A 24,288-nucleotide genomic window follows, 5' to 3' on the forward strand; every position below is an offset into this window, starting at 1 on the left:
GGGATCGCATACACTTTAGCCATCCCCCTACCGTGAGGAGTTTATGATGCGTTACTGGCCTTTACTGCTATTAACCCTGACGTTAAGCGCCTGTAGTACGCTGCGATCAACCCCGGAAGCGCCGCCGCCGCCCACCCAGCAGGCGCAGGAGATTAGCCGGGCGCAAACCGCTAACCTGCCGAGGCTGGGCAGCATTACCAGTAGCACGCGCGGTTCACCGGACGATGCCCAGCGCGAGATTGCGAAAAAGGCCAATCAGGCCGGCGCCGCCTATTATCAGATCGTTGCGCTCAGCGAAACGGTCATGCCAGGCATGTGGTATGCCTCGGCGGTGCTGTATGGCCCGCCCGGCTCAACCGCCGCTGGCACGCAGCAGTAAGCGTTCGCCGACCGTGTCAGCAACGGGCAGAGCGCCGCGCGTATCTAAACAGCGCTGGCACCAGGCATCCGCCAGCGGCGGCTCCAGCGTGGTCAGCAGCTGTTGGCCGGTCGCCAGCAGCAGCAGCTGGCTGGCGATCTCACGCGCCTGCGCCTCCTGTGGCTTACGCAGCCGCAGCCTGAGCTGACGCCAACGGCTGTCGAAATGGCGGTTAAGTCCCTTAACGTCCTCAAACTGAGCAGCCAGCATATCGATTATTGCTGGCTGCTTTTTCAACACCCGCAGTACGTCCAGACACATCACATTACCCGCCCCTTCCCAAATACTGTTTACCGGCGCTTCGCGATAGAGGCGCGGCAGCTCGCTCTCTTCGCAGTAGCCGATGCCGCCTAACGTCTCCATCGCCTGGGCGATAAAGGGCGTCGCGTTTTTACAGATTTCAAACTTGGCTGCGGGTGTAAACAGACGCGCATAAGCGCGCTGCTGCTCGTCCATGGGTTGCGACCAGGCCTGCGCGATACGCATCAGCAGGGCGGTTTGCCCTTCCAGCTGAAGCGCTTGTTGGCACAGCAACTGGCGCATCAGCGGCTGCTCAACCAGCGTTTTTCCCATCACCTGGCGCTGATGCGCGTGGTAGAGCGCAACAGAAAAGGCGCGCCGCATCAGGCTATGGCTACCCAGCGCGCAGTCGAAACGGGTATAGCCGCCCATTTTTAAAATCTGCCGGACGCCTTCGCCCTCCTCGCCCAACAGCCAGCCAATCGCGCCGTCGAACTCCACTTCGCTGCTGGCGTTGGAGCGATTGCCCACCTTATCTTTCAGGCGTTCAATGCGTACCGCGTTACGCGTACCGTCCGGCAACAGGCGCGGCAGGAAAAAACAGCTGATGCCGCCCGGCGCCTGCGCCAGTACCAGATGCGCATCGCTCTGCGGTACCGAGAAAAACCATTTATGACCGATAAGGCGATACGCCTCGCCGCTGCCGCGCGCCGCAATCGGCTCGGCGCGCGTGGTATTGCTGAGCACATCGGTACCGCCCTGCTTTTCCGTCATGCCCATACCGATCAGCAGGCCGCGCTTTTGCGACGCGGGCTGTAGGTGCGCATCGTAACGATCGCTCAATAGCGGCGGCAGCCAATCAGTAAACAGCGGTGGCAGACTGGCCTGCAGCAGCGGCGTAGCGCCAAAGGTCATGGTGATGGGACAGAGTGTGCCGGACTCCACCTGCCCATGCAGAATAAAACGCGCAGCGCGGGCAACGAACGCCCCTGAAGGCGCGTCCGCCTGCCAGGGCAGATTATGTACGCGGTTCGCGCACAGTCCCTGCATCAATAAATGCCAGGCCGGATGAAAGCGTACATCGTCCAGCCGCTCGCCGCGGGCGTCGTAACGCAGCAGTTCCGGCGGAAAGGCGTTAGCCAGCCTGCCCAGTTCCAGCGACTCGCTGCTGCCAAGCTGCTGCCCTACCGATGCCAGCAGATCCAGATCCCACGGCGCGCCAAAGCGCGCCACGGCTTCACGCAGGGGCGTATCGGAAAGAAACAGATTGTTGTTGCTGAGGGGGCGAGGCTGATTAAAAACGCTATGGGTAACAGACATAACCGGGATCTCCACGCGGAAAGCCCGATCGGCCGGCGGCCAGGGCTTCTGAATTATCCTGCAGTCAATTCATTATGCAGAAAGCCGCAGAAGATGCCCGCCGTAGAGAGATGTTTCGGGGCGCTCATCACGCCCCGGCGCGATCAGCCGCGACGCTGACGCACCGCTTCGAACAGGCAGATGCCGGTGGCTACCGACACGTTCAGCGAAGAGACGCTGCCCGCCATCGGCAGTTTAATCAGATCGTCGCAGTGCTCACGCGTCAGGCGGCGCATGCCTTCACCTTCCGCGCCCATCACCAGCGCCAGCGGGCCGGTCATTTTGCTTTCCCATATTTCATGGGTTGCTTCGCCTGCGGTGCCGATAATCCAGACATGGTATTCCTGCAGCAGACGCATGGTACGCGCCAGGTTGGTGACCCGAATCAGCGGGACATTTTCCGCCGCGCCGCAGGCCACTTTCTTTGCCGTTGCGTTCAGCGCAGCAGAACGATCCTTCGGCACGATCACCGCATGCACGCCCGCGGCATCCGCGCTGCGCAGGCAGGCGCCAAGGTTATGCGGATCGGTAACGCCATCCAGGATCAGCAGCAGCGGCGATTCAATCGACGCCAACAGATCCGGCAGATCGCCTTCCTGATACTGCCTGCCGGGTTTTACCTGCGCCACGATGCCCTGATGCACGGCGCCTTCGACCTTACTGTCGAGCCACTGGCGCGTAGCAACCTGAACCACAATCCCCTGCGCTTCCAGCGCAGTAATCAGCGGCTGCAGACGGCGATCGTCCCGGCCTTTCAGGATCCAGACCTGTTGGAAACGTTGCGGATCGCGCTCTAAAAGCGCCTGTACGGCGTGAATGCCGAAAACTACTTCACTCATATGTTATCCGATGCTGGTTACGGGCGGCCCTGCCGCCCTTTGGCCTGCGGCGCGACAGGGATCGCCTGTTACCGCTTATGCCTCTTTTTTCTTTGATGCGCGTTTCGCTTTGGTTGCGGCGGCGATTTTACGCGTTTTTTCTGACGGTTTTTTCGCTTTTTTCTCGCCTTTCGGCTTCGCGGTTTTTTTGTCGCCGCGGAATGCCGCATCCGGCTCGAAATTGGCGTTTTTGCGCATTTCGCGGCGGCGCTTGTTATGACTGCCGGAAGCGCCTTTCTTCGCCTTCTCGCGCGCGGTTTTACCTTCGCCGCGCGGGCTGCGCTGGCTGGAAATCAGCGCAAAGTCGATTTTACGCTCGTCCATATGCACCGCCTCTACGCGCACTTCCACGGTATCGCCGAGACGATAGGTGCGACCGCCCGACTCGCCGATCAGTCGCTGTCCGACGGCGTCAAAGCGGTAATAGTCGTTATCCAGCGTAGAGACATGCACCAGCCCATCGATAAACAGATCGTTGAGACGCACAAAGAAACCAAAGCCGGTAACGCTGGCGATCACGCCGGTAAAGGTATTGCCGACCTGATCCTGCATAAAGTCACACTTCAGCCAGTCAGCTACATCACGCGTGGCTTCATCGGCGCGGCGTTCGGTTAATGAACAGTGCAGGCCCAGCTGCAGCATCTGCTGCATTTCATAGTGATAGCCGCCGGTCGGCGTGCTATTGCCCTGTAGCGTGCCTGCCTGTTGCGCCAGCAGATACTTAATCGCGCGGTGCAGCAGCAGATCGGGATAGCGGCGGATCGGTGAAGTAAAGTGGGCATAGGAGGCCAGCGCCAGACCAAAGTGGCCGCGGTTTTCCGGATCGTAAACCGCCTGCTTCATCGAGCGCAGCAGCATGGTTTGCAGCATCTCATGATCGGGACGATCGGCGATGGTTTCCAGCAGTTCGGCATAGTCCAGCGGCTGCGGCTTGTTGCCGCCCGGCAGCGACAGGCCCAGTTCAGCCAGCACCGAACGGAAACTTTTAATGCTTTCATCGCTCGGGCGATCGTGATCGCGGAACAGCGCAGGCTCGTTATGTTTCTCCACAAAACGCGCCGACGCGATGTTAGCGAGGATCATGCACTCTTCGATCAGCTTGTGCGCATCGTTACGCACGGTGCGTTCCACACGTTCAATACGGCGCTCGGCGTTGAAAATAAACTTCGCCTCTTCCGTCTCGAAAGAGATGCCGCCGCGCTGTGCACGCGCTTTTTCCAGCACCTGATACATACGATGCAGCTCTTCGATATGCCTGACCAGCGGCGCATACTGCTCGCGCAGTTCCGGGTTGCCCTGCAAAATCGACCAGACTTTGGTGTAAGTCAGGCGCGCATGGGAATTCATCACCGCTTCGTAATGCTTATAACCGGTCAGCTTGCCGCTGGCGGAGATGGTCATTTCACAGACCATACAGAGGCGATCCACCTGCGGGTTCAGCGAACAGAGGCCGTTAGAGAGCACTTCCGGCAGCATCGGCACCACCTGCGACGGGAAATAAACCGAGGTGCCGCGATTATGCGCTTCGTTGTCCAGCGGCATGCCGGGACGCACGTAATAACTGACGTCGGCGATCGCTACCCATAAGCGCCAGCCGCCGCCGCGTTTTTTCTCGCAGTAAACCGCATCATCAAAGTCGCGGGCATCTTCGCCGTCGATAGTCATCAGCGGCAGCTGGCGAAGATCCACGCGCCCCTGCTTCGCCTCTTCCGGCACCTCTTCGCGCAGTTTCGCTACCTGCTCTTCTACCTCAGCTGGCCAGACGTGCGGAATTTCATGCGTGCGCAGCGCCATATCTACCGCCAGGCCGGTACCCATATTGTCGCCCAGCACTTCGATAATTTTACCAATGGCCTTAGTGCGCCGCGTTGGGCGCTGCATCAGCTCAACCACCACCACGAAGCCCATACGCGCATTCATGATATCTTCTGGCGGGATCAGGATATCGAAGCTCAGACGGCTATCATCCGGCACCACAAAGCCCACGCCGGCTTCGGTAAAGTAGCGTCCGACAATCTGGCTGTTGCGCGGCTCAAGCACACGCACCACGCGCGCCTCACGGCGGCCTTTACGATCGGCGCCCAGCGGCTGCGCCAGGATTACATCACCGTGCATGCAGAACTTCATCTGCTCGGCGGAGAGGTAAAGGTCGTCCTTTTGCCCTTCTACGCGCAGGAAGCCGTAGCCATCGCGATGGCCGATCACTTTACCGCGCAGCAGATCAAGACGTTCAGGCAGGACATAGCATTGACGACGGGTGAACACCAGCTGACCGTCGCGTTCCATGGCGCGCAGACGACGGCGCAGCGCTTCAAGCTGCTCTTCGCCACTAATGTTCATTTCTACCGCCAGCTCTTCACGGCTGGCCGGTTTTTCGCGTTTTTCTAAATGGGCGAGAATAAATTCGCGGCTGGGAATAGGGTTTTCGTATTTTTCAGCTTCTCTTTCCTGAAAAGGATCTTTTGACATAGCGGTTCCTCCGTTGTCAGTAGCCGGTCAGCGTGGGGATCCCAGGCTCCGGCAATAAAATTTTATAAAGCGGATGGTTATCCTTCACCAGATCGGCCAACGTATAGTTGTCCAGTTCACGCAAAAATTGTTCGGTGGCGGCGTTCAGCGCCTGACGCAGACGGCAGGCGGGCGTAATCGCGCAAACATCGCAGTTCACCAGCTGTAGCGGCTCCATCTGCCGAACAACGTGCCCAACAATAATCTCTGAAGCGGGTTTCCCGAGGCGAATACCGCCATTTTTACCACGAACGGCGGCGACATAGCCCAGACGACTCAGTTGGTTAATGATTTTGACCATATGGTTACGTGACACGCCGTAAGTGTCGGTCACCTGAGTAATATTAGTCATCTGCCCGGCCGGTAACGACGCCAGATAAATCAGCGCACGCAGGCCAAAATCGGTAAAACTCGTCAGTTGCACAGTAACCTCGGTGAATTTCCGGTGAATTTCATCCGTTTAGCATAATTATTATCTAATGATGATAAACCAGCCCATCAGATTCAGGGCAATTTTTTAAGCAAGCCGGATTTCAGGAACAAGCGGTAAGCCAAAAGGATGGGAATAAAGCGCGGTGCGTCTGCAGTAAGCCAGAAGACAAAGGCCGGACAGTGTCCGGCCTTGTGCACAATCAGGCGTCAAACGGATGACGCAGGATCATGGTTTCGCTGCGATCCGGGCCGGTAGAGATGATATCAACCGGCACCTCAGTCAGCTCTTCAACACGTTTGATATAGTCGCGTGCCGCCTGCGGCAGCGCGTCAACGGATTTCGCGCCAAACGTGCTTTCGCTCCAGCCCGGCAGGGTTTCATAGATCGGCTCAATGCCTTCCCAGCCTTCGGCTGCCAGCGGCGTGGTAGTGACTTCACGGCCATCCGGCATACGATAGCCGATACAGATTTTAACTTCTTTCAGGCCGTCCAGCACGTCCAGTTTGGTCATGCAGAAGCCGGAAAGCGAGTTAATCTGCACCGCGCGGCGTACGGCAACCACGTCCAGCCAGCCGGTACGACGGCGACGCCCGGTGGTGGCGCCGAACTCGTTGCCTTTTTCACACAGGAATTCGCCGGTCTCATCAAACAGTTCAGTAGGGAACGGGCCTGCGCCAACGCGGGTGGAGTAAGCTTTGATAATGCCCAGCACGTAATCAACGTAGCGCGGACCAATACCGGAACCGGTAGCGACGCCGCCTGCGGTGGTATTGGAAGAGGTCACGTACGGATAGGTGCCGTGATCGATATCCAGCAGCGTACCCTGAGCGCCTTCAAACATAATCAGATCGCCACGCTTACGCGCGTTATCCAGCAGATCGGACACATCCACCACCATGCTGGTCAGGATATCCGCTACGTCCATGACATTTTTCAGTACGGCATCGTAATCCACTGCGTCTGTTTTGTAGTAGTTCACCAGCTGGAAGTTGTAGAAATCCACAATCTCTTTCAGCTTTGTGGCGAAGGTTTCTTTGTTAAACAGATCGCCTACGCGCAGGCCACGACGGGCCACTTTATCTTCATAAGCAGGACCGATGCCGCGACCGGTCGTACCAATCGCCTTCGCGCCGCGCGCTTTTTCACGCGCCAGATCCATCGCTACATGATATTCCAGGATCAGCGGACAGGCTTCAGAAAGTAACAGACGTTCACGTACCGGGACGCCGCGTTCTTCCAACCCTTTCATCTCTTTCATCAGCGCGGCCGGAGACAGCACAACACCGTTGCCGATGATGCTGGTGACGTTTTCACGCAGAATGCCTGAGGGGATTAAGTGGAGAACGGTTTTTTCACCGTTGATGACAAGCGTATGACCCGCATTATGGCCGCCTTGATAGCGCACAACGTATTTAGCGCGCTCTGTCAGAAGGTCAACAATCTTACCTTTGCCTTCGTCACCCCATTGGGTGCCCAGTACGACAACGTTCTTACCCATTTTATTGAAACCACCGATTGCTTAAAAAAGGATTCTACCACCATGATTTTCCTCTTTCAGCACTTTTAGCATACGATTGCGCAGTTTTTTAACCGCGATCTCGCCAGGCGTTCCCTGCCATTTTGGCTCAGTTTGCAGCCTTTCCTGGATATGGCATTAACTGCCGCCGTGAACACTCAACATGTAGTAGACCACCGCACCGGCGACTACAATCCCACCGCCAAAACGATGCAGCAGACGATCCGGCAATTGCGCCATCGCCAGAATCATGCGCCGCCAGACACGCGGCCACAACATCGGCCCCAGGCCTTCTAATACCAGCACTAACGCCAGCGCCATCCATATTGTTGTATTCATTGTTTCTCAGTCGCAAACAGGCAGAAGCAGGCGATTATGCACACTGGCAGATAATCAGTAAATACGGGGTTGGCTGAAGCGCAGGGAAAAAGCGTGACGGAATATAACAGGAATTTAACGGCTGGATTTCAGTCGGTTAGCGTAGCACCGGCCGCCTTAGGTTATGGGTGCCGGTCTCGTCAGCCGGGCAAAAAAAAGAGCCGACTTGCTGTCGGCTCTTTTCGCAGGCTTAGCGGGTGGTCACACCATCAGGCGATTTCATATAGCGGAAGAAATCGCTGTCCGGGCTGAGCACCATCACATCCTGATTGTTACTGAAGCTTTTCTCGTAGGCGCGCAGACTACGGATAAAGGCGTAGAAGCCCGGATCCTGACTAAACGCATCGGCAAACAGCTTAGCGGTTTCGGCATCGCCTTCACCACGTGTAATCAGAGCCTGACGCTGCGCTTCAGCCAGGGTGCGGGTAACCTGGTAATCCGCCTGAGCGCGCAGTTTTTCCGCCTCTTCCTGACCTTGTGAACGCTGACTACGCGCGACCGCTTCACGCTCGGCGCGCATACGGTTGTAAATAGCGTCGGAAACCTCAGTAGGCAGGTTGATCTGCTTGATACGCACATCGACCACCTCAATACCTAATGCAGCCATGCTGTTCGGGTTAATTGACGGCTCGTTGCTGTTGGTTTCACGCTCTACGCGCGCGGCGGCATGGGCGATAGCGTCATCCGCTGCCGGCGTCTGAACTTCATCGTCACGTCCGGCGCTGCCGGTGTTCAGCGCGTCACGCACGTCGGTGGTCAAGCGTCCACGCGAATCGGTGACGATATCTTTCACATCAAGACGGCCCATCTCAGAACGCAGGCGGTCGCTGAATTTACGCTTCAGCAGTACCTCGGCCTGAGAAACGTCACCGCCGCCGGTCGCCAGGTAGTAACGGCTGAAGTCGCTAATGCGCCATTTGATATAAGAATCCACAATCAGATCTTTTTTCTCTTTGGTCACAAAGCGATCCGCCTGGTTATCCATAGTCTGGATACGGGCGTCGAGCGTTTTAACCGATTCCAGGAATGGAATCTTGAAATGCAGGCCCGGCGCAAACACCAGCGGCTTGTTATCATCATCACGCAAAACTTTACCGAAACGCAGCACGATGCCGCGCTGACCTTCCTGTACCACGAACAATGACGCGTAAAGCACCACCAGCACAACGATAATTAATACGATTAATGGCTTACGCATCGCTTACTCTCTCCCTTCGCGCTGGGTGTCATTGCGCTGTGCGTTCGCACGGCGGCTTTGCATAATGTCGTCCTGCGAGAACGACGAACCGCTGCTAACGCGATCATTGCTGTTTCCAGCCGGCGGCAGTCGCATCAGGCTACTGCTCTCCTGGCTACCGCGCGCGGAGTTGGTTGCACCCTCGCCGCGCATCAGCTGATCCAGCGGTAACACCATCAGGTTATTGTTGTTGCTGTTCACCAAAACCTTGCGCGTATTGCTCAGCACGCGCTCCATGGTTTCGATATACAAACGTTCTTTGGTGATTTCCGGCGCGGCTTTATATTCCGGCAGAATCTTGGCAAAACGCGCCACTTCACCCTGCGCCTCTAACACGGTGCGGGATTTATAGGCTCGGGCCTCTTCCAAAATACGCTGCGCCTGACCGTTAGCGCGCGGCTGGACCTCATTCGCATAGGCTTCCGCTTCGCGTACGTACTGCTCGCGGTTTTCACGCGCGGCAATCGCATCATCAAATGCGGCCTTTACTTCTTCTGGCGGACGCGCCGCCTGGAAGTTAACGTCCAGCACGGTGATACCCATGTTGTAAGGACGAATGGTTTCATCGATCTCACGCTGCGTTTCGCTACGCACCACGGTACGTCCTTCAGTCAGGATACGATCCATACTGGAACGGCCGATAACGCCACGCAGCGCGCTGTCGGTTGCCTGACGCAGGCTGTCGTCGGCGCTGGTTACGGCAAACAGATAGCGTTCCGGATCGGTCACGCGATACTGCACGTTCATTTCAACGCGCACCACGTTTTCGTCCGAGGTTAGCATCACGCCGGAAGCCGCCAGTTCACGTACCGCTTCCACGTTCACGGCGCGCACCTGATCGATAAAGGTCGGTTTCCAGTTCAGGCCCGGCTCAACCAGGTGGCTGAACTGACCAAAGCGCGTTACCACGCCACGCTCCGCTTCTTTAATGGTATAGAAGCCGCTGGCGGCCCAAATCACTACGGCTGCTACGGCCACAATGCCCACCAGCTTGCCGCCGTTACCTGAGCTGCGTGAGTGGTCGCCGCCCTTGTTGCCGCCGCCCAGACCGCCGAGCTTTTTGCTCAGCTTACGGAAGATATCGTCGAGATCGGGAGGTCCCTGATCGCGTCCTCCTTTGTTACCCCCAGAGTTGCCGCCTTGATTATTGCTGCTTCCCCACGGGTCGCGGTCTTGTCCGTTATTCCCGGGCTGATTCCACGCCATGTTTATACTCCATTTATTGTGTGTGCGGTGGTATCCCAGTCCGGGATACGCCTCTCAGGCAACATCAGTCAAACAATATAATCCACCAGCGTCGGCTCCTGTTTGCACAGGCGGCGCCAGTCAACAATCGGCATGCGTATCAACAAGCCTACGCTGCCATCCTCTTCATTCCATTCTTTCTCAATCGCCTGCAGCTGATAAAAACGGCTGCGCAGACGGCCCATTTCGGGAGGCAGACGCAATTGCTGCTGTACGATTTCACCCGACAGCCGTTCGGTCAACGCCTGAAACAGCAGCGGCAATCCCGCTCCCGTTTGCGCAGAGAGCCAGACGCGAACCGGTTGGTTTTCATCATTGCGATCGATGCGCGGCTCAAAGCCGTCCAGCATATCGATCTTGTTCATTACCTGTAGCACTGGAATTTCGTCAGCTTCGATCTCTTCCAGCACCGCCTCGACCGCTTCGATATTTTCATCAAGGCGCACATCGGCGGCATCAATGACATGCAGCAGCAGCGTGGCTTCACGCGTTTCCTGCAGCGTGGCTTTAAACGCGGCGACCAGGTCATGCGGCAGATGACGAATAAAGCCTACCGTATCGGCCAATACCACTTCACCCACGTCGGCGACGTCAATACGACGCAGCGTCGGATCGAGAGTAGCGAATAGCTGATCGGCGGCGTAAACATTCGCCGAGGTAACGCTGTTAAACAGCGTGGATTTTCCGGCGTTGGTATAGCCCACTAACGAGACGGTGGGAATATCCGCTTTGGCTCGCGCCTGACGCCCCTGTTCGCGCTGTTTTTCTACGCGCTCCAGGCGCGACAAAATCTGGCTGATGCGATTACGCAGCAACCGACGGTCAGTTTCCAGCTGGGTTTCACCCGGCCCGCGCAAGCCAATCCCGCCTTTTTGGCGCTCAAGGTGGGTCCAGCCGCGCACCAGACGTGTGGCGAGATGGCGAAGCTGAGCCAGCTCTACCTGTAATTTACCTTCGTGAGTACGGGCGCGCTGGGCAAAAATATCCAGGATCAATCCCGTGCGGTCAATCACACGGCATTCGCATAGGCGCTCAAGATTACGTTCCTGAGCGGGTGACAAAGCATGGTCGAACAGTACCACTGAGGCACCGCTAGCTTTCACCGCTTCAGCGATTTCGACAGCTTTACCTTCACCGACAAAATATTTGGGATGTGGCGCTTTGCGGCTACCGGTTATCACGCGCAGCGCTTCGACGCCTGAGGAAGAGACCAGCGTTTCAAATTCTTGCAGGTCTTCCGTCTCTTTGTCTTGCGAGAACCAGATGTGTACCAGTACGGCCTGCTCACCGGCATCATAACGGTCAAACAAGCTTAAACCTCTCTAATAGATTGACCAAAACGGGGAAGGTCATTAATGCTCTCCCCGTTTTGGCAGAACGATGACAGGGCTTACTCAGCGCTGTCACCGTCTTGCTGTTGTGGCTGCGCTTGCGCTGCCTGATTATTGCCGCCGTGATGATAGTTATTGCTGCTGCCACCCGCATTGTTGCTATGGTGGGAGACTGCACGGGACGGGACAACGGTGGAGATAGCGTGCTTATACACCATCTGGCTTACCGTATTTTTCAACAAAATAACAAACTGATCGAAAGACTCAATTTGACCTTGCAGTTTGATACCATTCACCAAATAAATTGAAACCGGAACACGCTCGCGACGCAGTGCGTTCAGGAACGGGTCTTGTAATGATTGCCCCTTAGCCATTCTATCTTTTCCTTATATGCTTGTTGTTTATTACTGAGAACCCTACGGCTCTAAATACTGCGTAAAAAATTTGCGCACGATAACGGTTCAATTGTACACATTCACCCAAGGTTCGCACCAAGAACCTGTAATACCTTGCTCAGGGCCAGCTCTGGATGTTCGCTGTCAAGCCAGTGAACATTCTGCCAGCCTCTAAGCCAGGTAATCTGGCGCTTGGCGAGTTGCCGGGTGGCGCAAATTCCCCGATAAACCATTTCGTCGTAATTAGTTTCGCCTTCAAGGTATGACCACATCTGGCGATAACCAACACAGCGAATGGAAGGCAAATCCGTATGCAAATCTCCTCGTGCAAACAGCGCACGCGCTTCCGCTTCAAAACCTGAAGCCAGCATTTGCTCAAAACGTAACGCAATACGCTGATGCAACAATTCACGGCTCGCCGGAGCGATAGCAAACTGAACCACGTCGTAAGGCAAGGCCTCACCGGCGGTTTTCGTCAGTTCCGTTAAAGTTTTACCCGAAATGAAAAAAACTTCCAGTGCTCGCGAGAGTCTCTGGGGATCATTCGGATGAATACGAGCACCAGCAACGGGATCGATCTCACATAACTGACGGTGCAGTGTCTCCCAACCCTGTTCACGCGCCGTTTGCTCTATACGTTCACGCACTTCCGGATCGGCCGAGGGCAACGGCGACAATCCTTCCAGTAACGCTTTGAAATAGAGCATGGTTCCACCAACAAGCAACGGAATTCGCCCTTTCGCGACGATCTCCGCCATTTCCGCCAGCGCATCGCGACGAAAATCGGCGGCCGAGTAGGCTTCCGACGGATCGCGAATGTCCAGCAGACGATGAGGCGCCAGCGCCAACTCTTCCGCGGTGGGTTTGGCCGTGCCAATATCCATACCACGGTAAATCAGAGCGGAATCCACGCTAATCAGCTCAACCGGCAAGCGTTGACGTAACGCTATCGCTAACGCCGTCTTACCGGAAGCCGTGGGCCCCATCAAAAAAATTGCCTTAGGCCGGCCCGCCATTTCACTTTCACTCATGCTTCAGAGCGCTTAACGCCGTTTCAATGTCGATCGGTTGTAATAAACCCGGAGGCGGCGATTTCAATAATGCCGGACAGAGCCGTTCGACTTCCGCCAGCAGCGCAATCGCCTGCGAGTGATTCCAGGGCGTAAGCGCTACCTCTGCCTGTCGCGCCAGCCATTGTGCAAGCTGGCCCGAAGCAACATCCTGCTGACGGGCGAGATAGCCTAACAGTTCTGGAATCAAGTTTTGTAAATTTTGTTGGCGCAATGGTAAAGGCACCGCGCGCAGGGTCACATGCTGTCCATCGCTTTGCAAATCAATCCCAAACTGCTGCAGCAATTCAGCCTGTTGTTGCATCGCCTGACGCTCTGGCGCAGCCAATTTTAGCCGTACCGGAATCAGTAGCGGCTGCGGCTTCAGGCCTTCCGTGCCCGGCTCCAGCTGCGCCTGGCGCAGCCAGCGCGCCGCGACCGGCAATGCCACCAGCGCCAGAGCGCCCTGCCGCTCCACCACCGCATAACAATCATGCAATACGGTTAATAATCTGCCCAGGCTTTGACTATGAGCGGGCAACGGCGCCTGCGCGGCGGCACGCGGCGTCTCTTCCACCTGGGGCGTTGGCGTTTGCAGCAGCTGCTGATACAGCGCGCCTTCACGCTGTTGATAGCCCGGCTGCTGCTGCGGCCAGCCTGCCGTACGCGCAGCGCCGCCGCTGGCGGCGCGCGCAGAGGCATCGGCGGATGGCCCGGCGTGGCGGGATATCGAGGCGTCAGCCGGGCGCGAAGCCGCAGGCGTCGGCGGACGTACGGCTTCCGGCTCGGCAGTCGGCGGGCTGGAAAAGTGGTTGCCGCCCGCAGCCGGACGGTTTTCCGGCTGCCAGCGTGGCTGCGCCTCCGCTTCCGCCGTTAGCGGCAGGCTTTCTGCCCCGCTTTCCTGTAGAGCGCACATCACACCCTGATAGATAAAATCATGTACCAGCCGCGACTGGTGAAAACGCACTTCATGCTTGGCAGGGTGCACGTTCACATCTACCTGGTGCGGATCGATATGCAGATAAAGTACATAGGCGGGCTGATGCTCGCCGCCAAGCTTTTCCTGGTAGGCCTGACGAATCGCGTGATTGATCAGCTTGTCACGCATCATGCGGCCATTCACATAACAGTATTGCAGCTCGCTGACCTGACGCGCGCCTGCCGGATCGGCGACCCAGCCGCGCAACAGCAAATCGCCATGCTGCCACTCTATTTTTAACGCATGCTCCATAAAGGTTGCGCCGCAAATCGCGCCCAGACGCCGTAGCTGCTGGCTTTCCTGCGTCGCCGCACGGTACTGCCGCACCAGCTTGCCGTTATGGGTCAACGAGATGGCGATATCAAAGCGCGCCAGCGCGATACGGCGCACCACTTCATCAATATGGGTGAATTCGGTTTTCTCAGTGCGCAGAAACTTACGCCGGGCGGGCGTATTGTAAAAGAGATCCAGCACTTCCAGAGTAGTGCCGACCGGATGCGCGGCCGGTTTTACCGTTACCGTCATATCCCGCCCTTCCGCATAGGCCTGCCAGGCTTCGCTGCGATCGGCGGTGCGCGAGGTTAACGTCAGGCGTGACACAGAGCTAATACTCGCCAGCGCCTCGCCGCGAAAGCCGAGGCTCATAATCGCTTCCAGGTCGTCCAGCGAAGTGATTTTACTGGTAGCGTGTCGCGCCAGCGCCATGGCCAGCTCTTCTTTATCAATACCGCAGCCGTTATCACGTATGCGGATCAGCTTCGCGCCGCCTTTTTCTATATCAATATCGATGCGCGTGGCGCCGGCATCAAGGCTGTTTTCCACCAGCTCCTTCACCACCGACGCGGGGCGCTCGACCACTTCGCCGGCGGCAATCTGGTTAGCCAACTGAGGGGGCAGGATCTGAATGGGCATGGCGCAGTATCCTTAATCGGGCGGAAATGGCGCCAGCCTCCGTAGAGGCTGGCGGGAAACAAAGGGCGCAGGGCGTACAGGCTGGCGTTATCAGGAAGCGGGTATTTTAAGCGTTTGCCCCAGCATAACGTTAGTCGACTTCATATTATTGGCCTGCATTATCGCCTGAGCGCTGACGCCATAGTGTACCGCGATGGCGGTCAATGAGTCACCGCGTACCACTTTATGACGTTGCGGGCCATGATTGGACGCTGCGTTTGTCGTGCCGTTGGTCGGTACTTTTAGCCGCTGTCCTACCCAGACGCTCTGCTTTTTCAGCTTGTTCAGCTGCGTTAGCGTTGCCATCGAAACGCCATAGCGCGCCGCGATACCGGACAGCGTCTCGCCACGCTTTACCACATGACGCATCACCGGGCCGGTATAGCTGACTGAAGAGCTGGCGCTGTTCGCTTCGACTTCAACCGCCGTTGAGGATGCCAACGGGCGGTTTTCCTGCTTTGGGACCGATTGTAGCGGATGCGCCAGGAAATAATTACGCAGGCCACGGTAAATCGACCTGGCAATCTTCTCCTGATACGCGCTGCTGCCCAGCAGGCGCTCCTCCGAAGGGTTACTGATAAAGCCAGTTTCCACCAGCAGTGACGGAATATCCGGCGAGCGCAGCACACCGAGGCTGGCATGTTCGGGGCGTCGTTTATGCAGCGAACCTACCTGCTGGAGCTGTTGAATCACTTTGGTCGCCGCATCATAACCCACGCGCTGTGAATGACCGAACTGTAGATCCAGCACCGCCTGGCTCAGATAGGGATCCGCCTGGCTGTTTGCCAGCAGATCGCCAGCGCCGCCCAGCAGCTCCGACTGTTTCTCATGCTGTTCCAGCCAGTTAGCCATTTCACTGTTCGCGCGCCGGTTTGACAACACCCAAACCGAGGCGCCGCGCGCGCTGCGGTTCGGTGCGGCATCGGCGTGAATCGACACCAGCAGATTGGCGTTTTGCTTACGCGCCACGTCGGAACGCCCCATTACCGAGATAAAGTAGTCGCCATCACGGGTTAACACACCCTTAAACATCGGATCGTCGTTAAGCATTGCTTTCAGCTTGCGGGCGATGGCGATGGTGACATTTTTCTCTTTCAGGCCGTTCATGCCGATCGCGCCCGGATCCTGGCCGCCGTGTCCGGCATCAATCGCAACGATGACCGTATCGCTGGAGACGCTATTGCTCTGGCCCGGCGCAACGCGGCTGTTGGTATTGGATACCGAGGTCACTTTATTGCCATCAAAGGGATTATGCGCCGGTTGAGCAGGCTGAGAGCGGGCGCGTGAAGCGGTGCTGACCGGCGCGCGCGACGCGGCGCTCTGCTTACCGGTAATAGTAAACACCACTTTATAACCATTGCCGTTGCGCTCTGTTTTCGCGCGCGTTTTGCCTGACTGCGTCAATTCAAACACCAGCCGAATGCTTTGATTATCTTTCGGCTGGCTGGTACGGATGCGCTTGACCAGATTATCGCCGCTAAAATTAAGCGGTAAGCCAGCGATCACGCCGGACTGGCGAATATCCAGCACCACCCGATCCGGGTTATGCAACGGAAAAAAGCCATAGACCGGCTGACCGTTAAAGCTCAGCGTTACCGTTGCCTGACTGTTGCCGTTCGATACCTGAATATCGGACAGGTTAGCGGCCAGCGCGGTACCGGATAACAGACACAGCAGCATCAACAGCATAACCTTGATGCGTGCCATTATGCGCGGTCCTTATGGTTCTGCACCTGTGAAACCAGCTGTTCTCCCAGCGGGGAGTGCGCCGCCAGCGTCGCCTCGCGCGCCTGATTAACATAGTTTAGGGTCAGCGACAGATCGGGCTCAGGCAATACGCCCGTGCCCTGCTGCGGCCATTCCACCAGACAGATGGCGTCGCCTGCAAAATAGTCGCGAATCCCCATAAACTCCAGCTCTTCCGGATCGGCCAGACGATAGAGATCAAAATGATAAACCGGCCGGGCAAGCTGCTGATAAGGTTCAACCAGCGTATAGGTTGGGCTTTTGACATTGCCCTGGTGTCCTAACGCCTGTAAAAAGCCGCGACTAAAGGTGGTTTTCCCTGCCCCTAAATCGCCATAAAGATAGATGACCGCCGCGCTGTCGCAGGCGCGGGCCAGATGGGCGCCCAGAGCGAGGGTTGCCGCCTCGTCAGGCAATGCGATAACACAGGTATTCATGCTTTATTGTTTAACATCTCTGGATTAACGAATTGATACAGCTCGGAAAACAGGTCAGTGGCCAGCATGCCGCGCGTGCCATAGCGCGCCGCCACCGCGTCTGCCGTTGCTCCATGTACGACACAGCCCGCACAGGCAGCATCATACAGCGTCAAATGCTGGCCGCACAGTGCGCCAATGATGCCTGACAGCACATCGCCCATGCCGCCCGAAGCCATGCCGGCATTGCCAACATCGGCAAACGCCATTTCCCCGCTTTCGCTGGCGATAATGGTGCCCGCGCCTTTCAGCACGACCACGCCGCCGTAGCGTTTTACCAGGCGCTGAGCTGCAAGTAAGCGATCACTTTCAACTTCCGCCGTTTTCAGGTTCAACAAGCGCGCAGCTTCACCGGGATGGGGCGTAATGATGCGATTCTGACGTTTATCGGGATTGAATGCCAGTAGGTTAAGCGCGTCAGCATCCCACAACATCGGTTTCTGAGAGTTTTCTACCCGACTCAGCGCCTTTTTGCCCCACTCTTTCTGTCCGAGCCCTGGTCCGATCACGATTGCATCCGCCCATTCCAGCTGTTGCTGCAGGGCTTCATCGGTTAGCTCATCCACCATAATTTCCGGACGAGCGCTAAGGATGGGGACAATATTATCTTTGTGAGTAAGCACTCGCACCAAGCCTGCGCCGCTGCGTAAAGCAGCTTCGGCGGTCATGCGGATCGCTCCGGCCGTACCGCGGTCGCCACCCACCACCAGCAGACGACCCTGATCGCCTTTATGCGACGTCGGGCGACGCGGCTTTAACCAACGGGTTAAGGCTGGCGCATCATAGCGCGTCATCGGCGCCTGCTGGCCGCTAAGCCAACCTTCCAGCCCCAGCGCGTGATAATGCAGCTGCCCAACGTAATCGCGCGCTTTACCGGTAATCAGTCCAGGTTTAAGCGCCACCAGCGCCAGCGTCGCCGCGGCCTCTATTACCAAGCCAGGCGCGCTGCCATTGGCGGCAACCAAACCGGAAGGCATATCCACAGAGAATATCGGCGCCGGATGCCGGTTCGCCTTTTCAATCAGCCGATCGTAAGGCGCAGCGGGCGCGCGATTCAGGCCGGTGCCGAGCAAAGCATCAATTATGATCTCCACCTGCTCCGGCCAGACGGCGTCCGCCGCATGAATTTCCCCCCCCGCTTCCAGCCAGCCGTCACGCGCGCTTTGCGCCTCTTCCGGTAGCGGATGGTTGCCGTCGCAGGCCAGCAGCGTGACCTGATATCCTGCCGCCTGCGCCAACCGGGCGATAACGTAGCCATCACCGCCGTTATTACCCTGTCCGCAGAGAATTAACCAGTGTCTGGCGTGCGGCCACTGCTGGCGAACGGTATCAAACACGGCGTTGCCGGCACGCAGCATCAATTCATAAAGCGTGATGCCAAGATTATCAGCGCCTTCGGTTTCCAGCTGACGCAGCGCCTGCGCAGGCCAGACGGAGTGTGGTAAACTGTGGGCGTTTTCTTTCTCAGTATGGTCAGTCATGTCACACCCTCTCGATCTTCAACAGCTTGCTCTGGATATAAAACAGTGGGGATTATCGCTCGGCTTTCAGCAGGTCGGCATTTGCGATACCGATCTTAGTCTGGAAGAGCCGCGTCTGCAGGCCTGGCTGGATAAGCAGTATCATGGCGAGATGGAATGGATGGCGCGGCATGGCATGATGCGCGCCCGCCCGCATGAACTGCTGCCTGGCACCCTGCGCGTAATTAGCGTGCGGATGAACTATCTACCGGCGAAAGCCGCGTTTGCCAGCACGCTAAAAAATCCCCGTCTGGGTTATGTCAGCCGCTACGCTTTAGGCCGCGACTATCACAAAGTATTGCGCAATCGACTGAAAAAGCTCGGCGATTTAATTCGTGAGCGCTGCGAGGCGGTTAATTTCCGTCCGTTTGTCGATTCAGCCCCGCTGCTTGAGCGGCCGCTGGCGGCCAAAGCGGGGCTTGGCTGGACAGGTAAGCACTCACTTATTCTCAACCGCGAAGCGGGCTCCTGGTTTTTCCTCGGCGAACTGCTGATCGATTTGCCGTTGCCGGTGGATCGACCGCAGGAAGAACAGTGCGGTCGCTGCGTAGCCTGCATTACCACCTGCCCGACCGGCGCAATCGTTGAACCTTATGTGGTCGATGCGCGTCGCTGTATCTCTTACCTGACGATTGAGCTGGAAGGCGCGATCCCGGAGGCGTTTCGCCCGCTGATCGGCAACCGTATCTACGGCTGCGACGATTGCCAGCTGATCTGCCCCTGGAACCGTTTTGGTCAGTTAAGCGATGAGGATGACTTTAGTCCGCGCGCCGCGCTGCATGCGCCGCCGCTGACCGAACTTTTTGCATGGGACGAGGCAAAATTCCTGCGTATTACCGAAGGCTCGGCGATTCGCCGTATCGGTCATTTACGCTGGCTGCGTAATATTGCGGTCGCGCTGGGCAACGCGCCCTGGGATGCGGAACATGCTGCGGCGCTCTCCAGCCGTCTGGGTGAAAACGCCATGCTGGATGAGCATATTAACTGGGCGCTGGAGCAGCAAAAGATGAAGCGCGCGGAGAATGCTATCGAAGTGCAGCGGCCCCAGCAAAAACGCCTGGTGCGCGCGATTGAAAAGGGCCTGCCGCGAGATGCATGACTGTTTATATAATCACCCACGGTAAGCTCACAGACTTTTCCACATGCTGTGTATAAAAATAAAAAGCTGTTGTCATTCAACTGAAACAGGAAGCGCAAGAGGCCGCAATAACAAATTGAAATATTATCATCTGCATATATTTCAAAAGGTTATCATGACAATGTAAGCAAACAATAACGCCGGGCGCGCATAACAGATAAACCTAACCTGTGGATAAGTCTGTTTAAACACATTTAGCGAAATGCGTTACTCGCTTGGCTGACGCCGCTTACCGCTGTGGATAACATTCGGGCATCGCATCGAAGGGACACTATTTTTTTCAGTAAGGAATAGGCCAGCCCGAAGGCGTTAACCGGGAATAAACTCTCCCAGGAAACATTCGATAAGGCAGCTAAAAATGAATCCGCGCCCTTCGCTGGTACTGAAGAGGGCACGGATTATGGACGTATTGCCGGGCAAATACAAGCCTATTTTCCTGGCAAAAATTTACCCCATTATTTCTCGGTATCGGCAGGTCAAAAGGAGCCTGTTTGATGCCGGACTCCTTATACCTGCCAGCCCGCCGATAGCGGTGCAACGACCTTAGCGTTTAACGATTACTTTTGGTTCTGCGCTGGCACAAATGCTCCCTCTCCTTTTATCCCGGCGTTAGCCGTAGGTTTAGTAGAGCCAGGACCGTTGAAAAGGCCGGGACTGCCTGACGACCCTATACTGGATACAACTGTGGTGTTCGGGTGAACCGTCGGCCATGTTTTTGCCGGTGAATGCGTATTACTTGCCGGATTTGCTTTAAACACGCCAGCAACGCCAGGCATTGTTCCTAATGTGCCCGCGGACTGAGAAGGTGCCGATCGTGCCGCCGCCGGTACTCCTCCCGTTTTGCTCTGCTGGCCTGTCCGGGTGACATCTGAAGGCGTACCGCCGCCCGTTGCATTTGCCGCAGGTTTAACCGTGCCCTGCCCGGTGAATCCCCCCATACCGCTTGAGCCTGCACTAGTAGTAATCGGTTTAGGTGGCTGAACGGTAGGCCATTTTTTTGCAGTCATTGGCGCGGCGTTGCCTGCCGAATTGTGCTGGTCTGTCCGGGTGGCTTCGGTATGTGTGCCGCTGCCCGGCCTATTCGCTGTAGGTTTAACCGAACCCTGACCGGTGAACCCTCCCATACCGCTTGATGAACCCGGGCTGGTAATGACCGGTTTAGGTATCTCAACTGTCGGCCATGTTTTCCCGGGCTGACCCTTCTTAGGCTGCGTTGGCTTAGCGGGTAATGGCCCCGTGCCCATAGGGCCGTTATTGGTCACGTTCTCTGTCTTTGCATGCCCTGATGGTGGTTTAGAGGTCACTACCGTTGGCTGCACCGGTTTAGATGGCGCTGGCTTAGCGGGTAATGGCCCCGTGCCCATAGGGCCGTTATTGGTTACGTTCTCTGTCTTTGCATGCCCTGATGGTGGTTTGGAGGTCACTACCGTTGGCTGCACCGGTTTAGATGGCGCTGGCTTCGTCGTGCTATGGCCACCATCAGTTACGGAGTGTGAATGCCCAGGCTGAACCGGCGCTGGTATCACAGTGCTATGGCCGCCATCAGTCATGGAGGTTGAATCCCCTGGCTTAGACGGCGCTGGTGCCGCGATGCTATGACCGCCATCATCCGTTGCTGCTGGCTTATTCTTTTTCTTCTTCGAACCCGGTTTATTAATCTTACCTACCGTAAAGGAGATATTATTACCCGCCTCTTTTTTATCTTCAGTGACAGTAGAAATCTGGCCAGCATCCGTATTCAGTTTGCCATTCACCTCGCCTTTTTTAATATCCAGATTAATAGTACCGTGCTGAACTTCTTCATGATAAATGGTATCAAGGATATCCACATAGCCATTCGCCATTGGCGTTCCCTTATAGCTCATACCGCCGCCGCCGCCGCCGTAAGTACCACTGGAATCAATAACGTCCGTTATTTCTGTGACATTCACCGCGCCTTCAGCCGTAACGCTGCCCGTCTGACTGTCTGAGATCAGATGACTTCCGGTCAGATTGACGTCGCCGCCAGTTTCAACATTCAGCTCGCCACTGGTATGGATCCCGCTTTGCTGAGCTACCGTATCATTCAGATGAGCTTCGCTACCGCCGCCGCCATGCGCCGATGCGGTAGGCAATACGCCAGAGGTTGAAATAGCGACACCTACCGAAACGCCCCAGTTTTCACTGCTGGCCGTTGATTTACTGCTGTCCTGAACGGATTGTATCGACAGATTGCCCGCGACATTCACATCGGCCTGACCAGCATTGATATTGGCGCCTTTTAACGTCATATCGTTACCGCTATTCACGGTGACGTTGTTCGCCGTAATAGAGGAGTTGGTGTAACTCACTGAGTCACTGTTAGATCGGCTGTTTGATCCTGAATAATCGATAGAAATACCAGCCCCGGCCCCCGTCAAGCCAACACCACCGCCACTAGAAACGCCTGCAGTATGCGTTGAGCTGGTAGTGGCTTCGCTGAAGGTTGATTCGGCTGCGGTTAAAGAAAAATCTCCACCGGTATTCACCGTCATTTCATTAGCGTTGATATCAACGCCCTTCAGCGCAGTATCCTTATTCGAAGATAAATTAATGGTACCGCCGCGGATATGGTTAATGTTCTCTTGGGTAGCGACAGATGATATCTCTTCTTTGGTTTGCGACCAGCCGATACTTACGGAACTCCCCACCGCATCATTAAGAAGCAGGTTAGAGGCATCACCAGCCACCTGCGCAGTGGTAAGCCCTGCATTAACGCTCATATCCTGCTGTTCCGCTTTTTTACCTAGCGCTTCATATTTATTGGCCGCATCCACCACGGAGCTATGCACCTCACCTTTTATACCGACAAAGGTTTCGCTATAGCTTTCATCATGTTTATGTGTATCGTTATATTTAGTCGATACGATATTTTCAGCAGAAAGATCAGCGGTACCGCTTTCACCAACGCTAAGATCCATACCACCAATATCAAGCGTATTTTTCGCTTCGAGCTCAGCATCATTAGTAAAATTAAAGGCAGCGTTTTTATTAGTGGCGACACTGTCTTTCGTAGTACTTGTGGTGGTTTTAAGCCCGGCCTGGAAACTTCCTGCCGCAGCGGTAGGCGCTGCGCCGGCACGTTTACTGCCTTTATTCGTCAGCTCGGAGTGTGACCCTGCGCTTTCATAATCATCACTATTATGCGCAGAAGAGCCATCCAACGTACTATAGCTCACCTGGTTTTTACCCGTACCTGGCGTATTAGAAGAAAAACCGATAACAAATGATGACTCGGTAACGTTTGTTTCCTTCATATGATGATCTTGCGAGGTTGTGGTGATAATATCATTCCCCGCCTTGATACTGCCGCTGCCGCTGTTATATTCACCTCCGTGGAATATCGCATCTTTTTTAGCATCAATAGTTAATTTTCCGCCAGTATTAACGCCTGCGCTTTTCGCTTCCGCATCGACCGTAGTCGTTTCAGTCATTCGGTGAGACAGAAAACCAAGATCTTCTAATGTACTATTATAGGAAGAAGAAACTTCATGCACATCATTAAAGCTGACGTTGCCTTCCGTAGATTTCAGTACGATCTCACTATCAGCAGAGTCGCCTGCGTTTAAATCAACGGCAGTAATATTAATCTCTTTCGCAACGATATTAATATTATTTCCTGCGGTAAGATCATCAGCGTAGCTACCTATTTGCTGTTTACTCTCATTACTGATCCCCACGCTGGCTATAATATCTACATTTCCTTCATCAGCGATAAGCGCGATATCGTTACCGCTGGTCATCTGACTGCCGCTGTTCGCGATATCGCCATGTTTGCTATGCAGAAGAATATCATTACCTGCCATTATGCCGCTGACCATACCGTTGCTAACCGAAGTGATATCATGCTCCGCGGTCAGTGCTACATTATTTCCTGCGCTTATAACAGCATTATTATTATTAATGGTAGTGGCGGCCACATCTACATTGCCTCCGGCATGAATAGCGGCAGCGCCGGTGACGCTGCCCTGCTCAATATCCTTCAGGGAGTTTTGCGCCAGATAAATATGCGGCATTAAAACGTCAATGCCGTCGACCTGTTCGGTAACAAACCAAACGATATCTTTATCCAGCGAGTTGATTTGTTCTTGCGTCAGTTTTTTACCAACCTCTAACGAGCTAAACGCATCCTCATTGATAATGTCACCAACATTATCAAACAGGTTTTTTACCAGCCCTGCGCCTTCGACTTGATATTTAACCTGAAAATAGTTCCCCACAGACTGATTGATCTGACGGCGAATAAGCTCAGAAATAAAGTAGTTATCGCCAATCACAATAACCGGCTGCTCGGGCGCATAACCTATTTTTTCAAAGAAATACTCGGAGCCATAGAAATCATCCTTATTGTTCATCGCAGGGCGAGTTTCATACATAGGAATGAATTTCGGTCCTGGATCGCCGTCTACTTTTGGCTTGTTATTTATTTTATCATAGAAATCCGGTGATGCTGCCAACTTACTGATTTAGTGT

18 protein-coding genes are annotated in these 24,288 nt (G+C 55.6%); 2 read left to right on the forward strand and 16 right to left on the reverse strand.

The window, feature by feature from the left end; all coding sequences use genetic code 11:
* Positions 1 to 46 precede the first annotated feature (46 nt).
* Positions 47 to 379, forward strand: a complete 333-nt coding sequence (bsmA, locus tag K6958_RS17940; RefSeq protein WP_249894727.1) for a biofilm peroxide resistance protein BsmA — start codon at positions 47 to 49, stop codon at positions 377 to 379.
* Here the strand turns inward: bsmA and K6958_RS17945 are convergent.
* The 15 genes from K6958_RS17945 to nnr form a co-directional block, all read right to left on the reverse strand.
* Positions 353 to 1,978, reverse strand: a complete 1,626-nt coding sequence (locus K6958_RS17945) for an isovaleryl-CoA dehydrogenase (RefSeq protein ID WP_249892378.1) — start codon at positions 1,976 to 1,978, stop codon at positions 353 to 355. The two genes, bsmA and K6958_RS17945, sit on opposite strands and share 27 nt — an antisense overlap.
* Before the next feature lie 143 nt (positions 1,979 to 2,121).
* Positions 2,122 to 2,856 (reverse strand): 23S rRNA (guanosine(2251)-2'-O)-methyltransferase RlmB, encoded by a 735-nt coding sequence (rlmB, locus tag K6958_RS17950; protein ID WP_249892379.1) that lies wholly within the window; start codon positions 2,854 to 2,856, stop codon positions 2,122 to 2,124.
* A gap of 75 nt (positions 2,857 to 2,931) precedes the next feature.
* Entirely contained in the window at positions 2,932 to 5,364 is a 2,433-nt protein-coding gene (rnr, locus tag K6958_RS17955; RefSeq protein WP_249892380.1) for a ribonuclease R, read from the reverse strand.
* A 16-nt stretch (positions 5,365 to 5,380) separates the two neighbouring features.
* On the reverse strand, positions 5,381 to 5,827 hold the full coding sequence (gene nsrR / locus K6958_RS17960) for a nitric oxide-sensing transcriptional repressor NsrR (protein ID WP_249892381.1): 447 nt from the start codon (positions 5,825 to 5,827) through the stop codon (positions 5,381 to 5,383).
* A 208-nt stretch (positions 5,828 to 6,035) separates the two neighbouring features.
* Positions 6,036 to 7,334, reverse strand: coding sequence for an adenylosuccinate synthase (locus tag K6958_RS17965; RefSeq protein ID WP_249892382.1), 1,299 nt, complete (start codon positions 7,332 to 7,334; stop codon positions 6,036 to 6,038).
* Between the two features lie 156 nt (positions 7,335 to 7,490).
* Positions 7,491 to 7,691, reverse strand: coding sequence for a DUF2065 domain-containing protein (locus K6958_RS17970; RefSeq protein WP_085069869.1), 201 nt, complete (start codon positions 7,689 to 7,691; stop codon positions 7,491 to 7,493).
* A 229-nt stretch (positions 7,692 to 7,920) separates the two neighbouring features.
* Positions 7,921 to 8,928, reverse strand: coding sequence for a protease modulator HflC (gene hflC / locus K6958_RS17975; protein WP_249892383.1), 1,008 nt, complete (start codon positions 8,926 to 8,928; stop codon positions 7,921 to 7,923).
* 3 nt (positions 8,929 to 8,931) lie between these two features.
* Positions 8,932 to 10,173 (reverse strand): FtsH protease activity modulator HflK, encoded by a 1,242-nt coding sequence (gene hflK, locus K6958_RS17980; RefSeq protein WP_249892384.1) that lies wholly within the window; start codon positions 10,171 to 10,173, stop codon positions 8,932 to 8,934.
* A gap of 68 nt (positions 10,174 to 10,241) precedes the next feature.
* Positions 10,242 to 11,522, reverse strand: coding sequence for a ribosome rescue GTPase HflX (gene hflX / locus K6958_RS17985; RefSeq protein ID WP_249892385.1), 1,281 nt, complete (start codon positions 11,520 to 11,522; stop codon positions 10,242 to 10,244).
* A gap of 80 nt (positions 11,523 to 11,602) precedes the next feature.
* Positions 11,603 to 11,917: an RNA chaperone Hfq gene (hfq, locus tag K6958_RS17990; protein WP_249892386.1), complete on the reverse strand. Its 315-nt coding sequence runs from the start codon at positions 11,915 to 11,917 to the stop codon at positions 11,603 to 11,605.
* A gap of 101 nt (positions 11,918 to 12,018) precedes the next feature.
* Positions 12,019 to 12,969 (reverse strand): tRNA (adenosine(37)-N6)-dimethylallyltransferase MiaA, encoded by a 951-nt coding sequence (gene miaA, locus K6958_RS17995; RefSeq protein WP_249892387.1) that lies wholly within the window; start codon positions 12,967 to 12,969, stop codon positions 12,019 to 12,021.
* Positions 12,962 to 14,878, reverse strand: coding sequence for a DNA mismatch repair endonuclease MutL (gene mutL / locus K6958_RS18000; protein WP_249892388.1), 1,917 nt, complete (start codon positions 14,876 to 14,878; stop codon positions 12,962 to 12,964). Before mutL ends, miaA begins: the two co-directional genes overlap by 8 nt.
* Before the next feature lie 90 nt (positions 14,879 to 14,968).
* On the reverse strand, positions 14,969 to 16,624 hold the full coding sequence (gene amiB / locus K6958_RS18005; protein WP_434085175.1) for an N-acetylmuramoyl-L-alanine amidase AmiB: 1,656 nt from the start codon (positions 16,622 to 16,624) through the stop codon (positions 14,969 to 14,971).
* The gene (tsaE, locus tag K6958_RS18010) at positions 16,624 to 17,100 is read right to left on the reverse strand and encodes a tRNA (adenosine(37)-N6)-threonylcarbamoyltransferase complex ATPase subunit type 1 TsaE (protein ID WP_249892389.1); all 477 of its coding nucleotides are present in this window, start codon (positions 17,098 to 17,100) and stop codon (positions 16,624 to 16,626) included. Before tsaE ends, amiB begins: the two co-directional genes overlap by 1 nt.
* Positions 17,097 to 18,620 carry a bifunctional ADP-dependent NAD(P)H-hydrate dehydratase/NAD(P)H-hydrate epimerase gene (gene nnr / locus K6958_RS18015; RefSeq protein WP_249892390.1) on the reverse strand — a complete coding sequence of 508 codons (1,524 nt, stop codon included), beginning with the start codon at positions 18,618 to 18,620 and terminating at the stop codon, positions 17,097 to 17,099. Before nnr ends, tsaE begins: the two co-directional genes overlap by 4 nt.
* Between nnr and queG the strand changes: the two genes are divergently transcribed.
* Complete coding sequence (gene queG, locus K6958_RS18020) at positions 18,619 to 19,758, forward strand: tRNA epoxyqueuosine(34) reductase QueG (protein WP_249892391.1); 1,140 nt, start codon at positions 18,619 to 18,621, stop codon at positions 19,756 to 19,758. The genes nnr and queG overlap by 2 nt on opposite strands.
* Before the next feature lie 596 nt (positions 19,759 to 20,354).
* Here the strand turns inward: queG and K6958_RS18025 are convergent.
* Positions 20,355 to 24,272 carry a hemagglutinin repeat-containing protein gene (locus K6958_RS18025; RefSeq protein ID WP_249892392.1) on the reverse strand — a complete coding sequence of 1,306 codons (3,918 nt, stop codon included), beginning with the start codon at positions 24,270 to 24,272 and terminating at the stop codon, positions 20,355 to 20,357.
* Positions 24,273 to 24,288 lie beyond the last annotated feature (16 nt).

This window comes from Mixta hanseatica (assembly GCF_023517775.1).
Taxonomy (GTDB): Bacteria; Pseudomonadota; Gammaproteobacteria; order Enterobacterales; family Enterobacteriaceae; genus Mixta; species Mixta hanseatica.

Coding starts and splice junctions, on each gene's coding strand:
- mutL (WP_249892388.1), bottom strand. CDS start 14,878: ATGCCCATTCAGATCCTGCCCCCTCAGTTGGCTAACCAGATTGCCGCC.
- nnr (WP_249892390.1), bottom strand. CDS start 18,620: ATGACTGACCATACTGAGAAAGAAAACGCCCACAGTTTACCACACTCC.
- hflK (WP_249892384.1), bottom strand. CDS start 10,173: ATGGCGTGGAATCAGCCCGGGAATAACGGACAAGACCGCGACCCGTGG.
- K6958_RS17970 (WP_085069869.1), bottom strand. CDS start 7,691: ATGAATACAACAATATGGATGGCGCTGGCGTTAGTGCTGGTATTAGAA.
- hfq (WP_249892386.1), bottom strand. CDS start 11,917: ATGGCTAAGGGGCAATCATTACAAGACCCGTTCCTGAACGCACTGCGT.
- queG (WP_249892391.1), top strand. CDS start 18,619: ATGTCACACCCTCTCGATCTTCAACAGCTTGCTCTGGATATAAAACAG.
- rnr (WP_249892380.1), bottom strand. CDS start 5,364: ATGTCAAAAGATCCTTTTCAGGAAAGAGAAGCTGAAAAATACGAAAAC.
- K6958_RS17945 (WP_249892378.1), bottom strand. CDS start 1,978: ATGTCTGTTACCCATAGCGTTTTTAATCAGCCTCGCCCCCTCAGCAAC.
- miaA (WP_249892387.1), bottom strand. CDS start 12,969: ATGAGTGAAAGTGAAATGGCGGGCCGGCCTAAGGCAATTTTTTTGATG.
- amiB (WP_434085175.1), bottom strand. CDS start 16,624: ATGGCACGCATCAAGGTTATGCTGTTGATGCTGCTGTGTCTGTTATCC.
- bsmA (WP_249894727.1), top strand. CDS start 47: ATGCGTTACTGGCCTTTACTGCTATTAACCCTGACGTTAAGCGCCTGT.
- K6958_RS17965 (WP_249892382.1), bottom strand. CDS start 7,334: ATGGGTAAGAACGTTGTCGTACTGGGCACCCAATGGGGTGACGAAGGC.
- rlmB (WP_249892379.1), bottom strand. CDS start 2,856: ATGAGTGAAGTAGTTTTCGGCATTCACGCCGTACAGGCGCTTTTAGAG.
- hflC (WP_249892383.1), bottom strand. CDS start 8,928: ATGCGTAAGCCATTAATCGTATTAATTATCGTTGTGCTGGTGGTGCTT.
- tsaE (WP_249892389.1), bottom strand. CDS start 17,100: ATGAATACCTGTGTTATCGCATTGCCTGACGAGGCGGCAACCCTCGCT.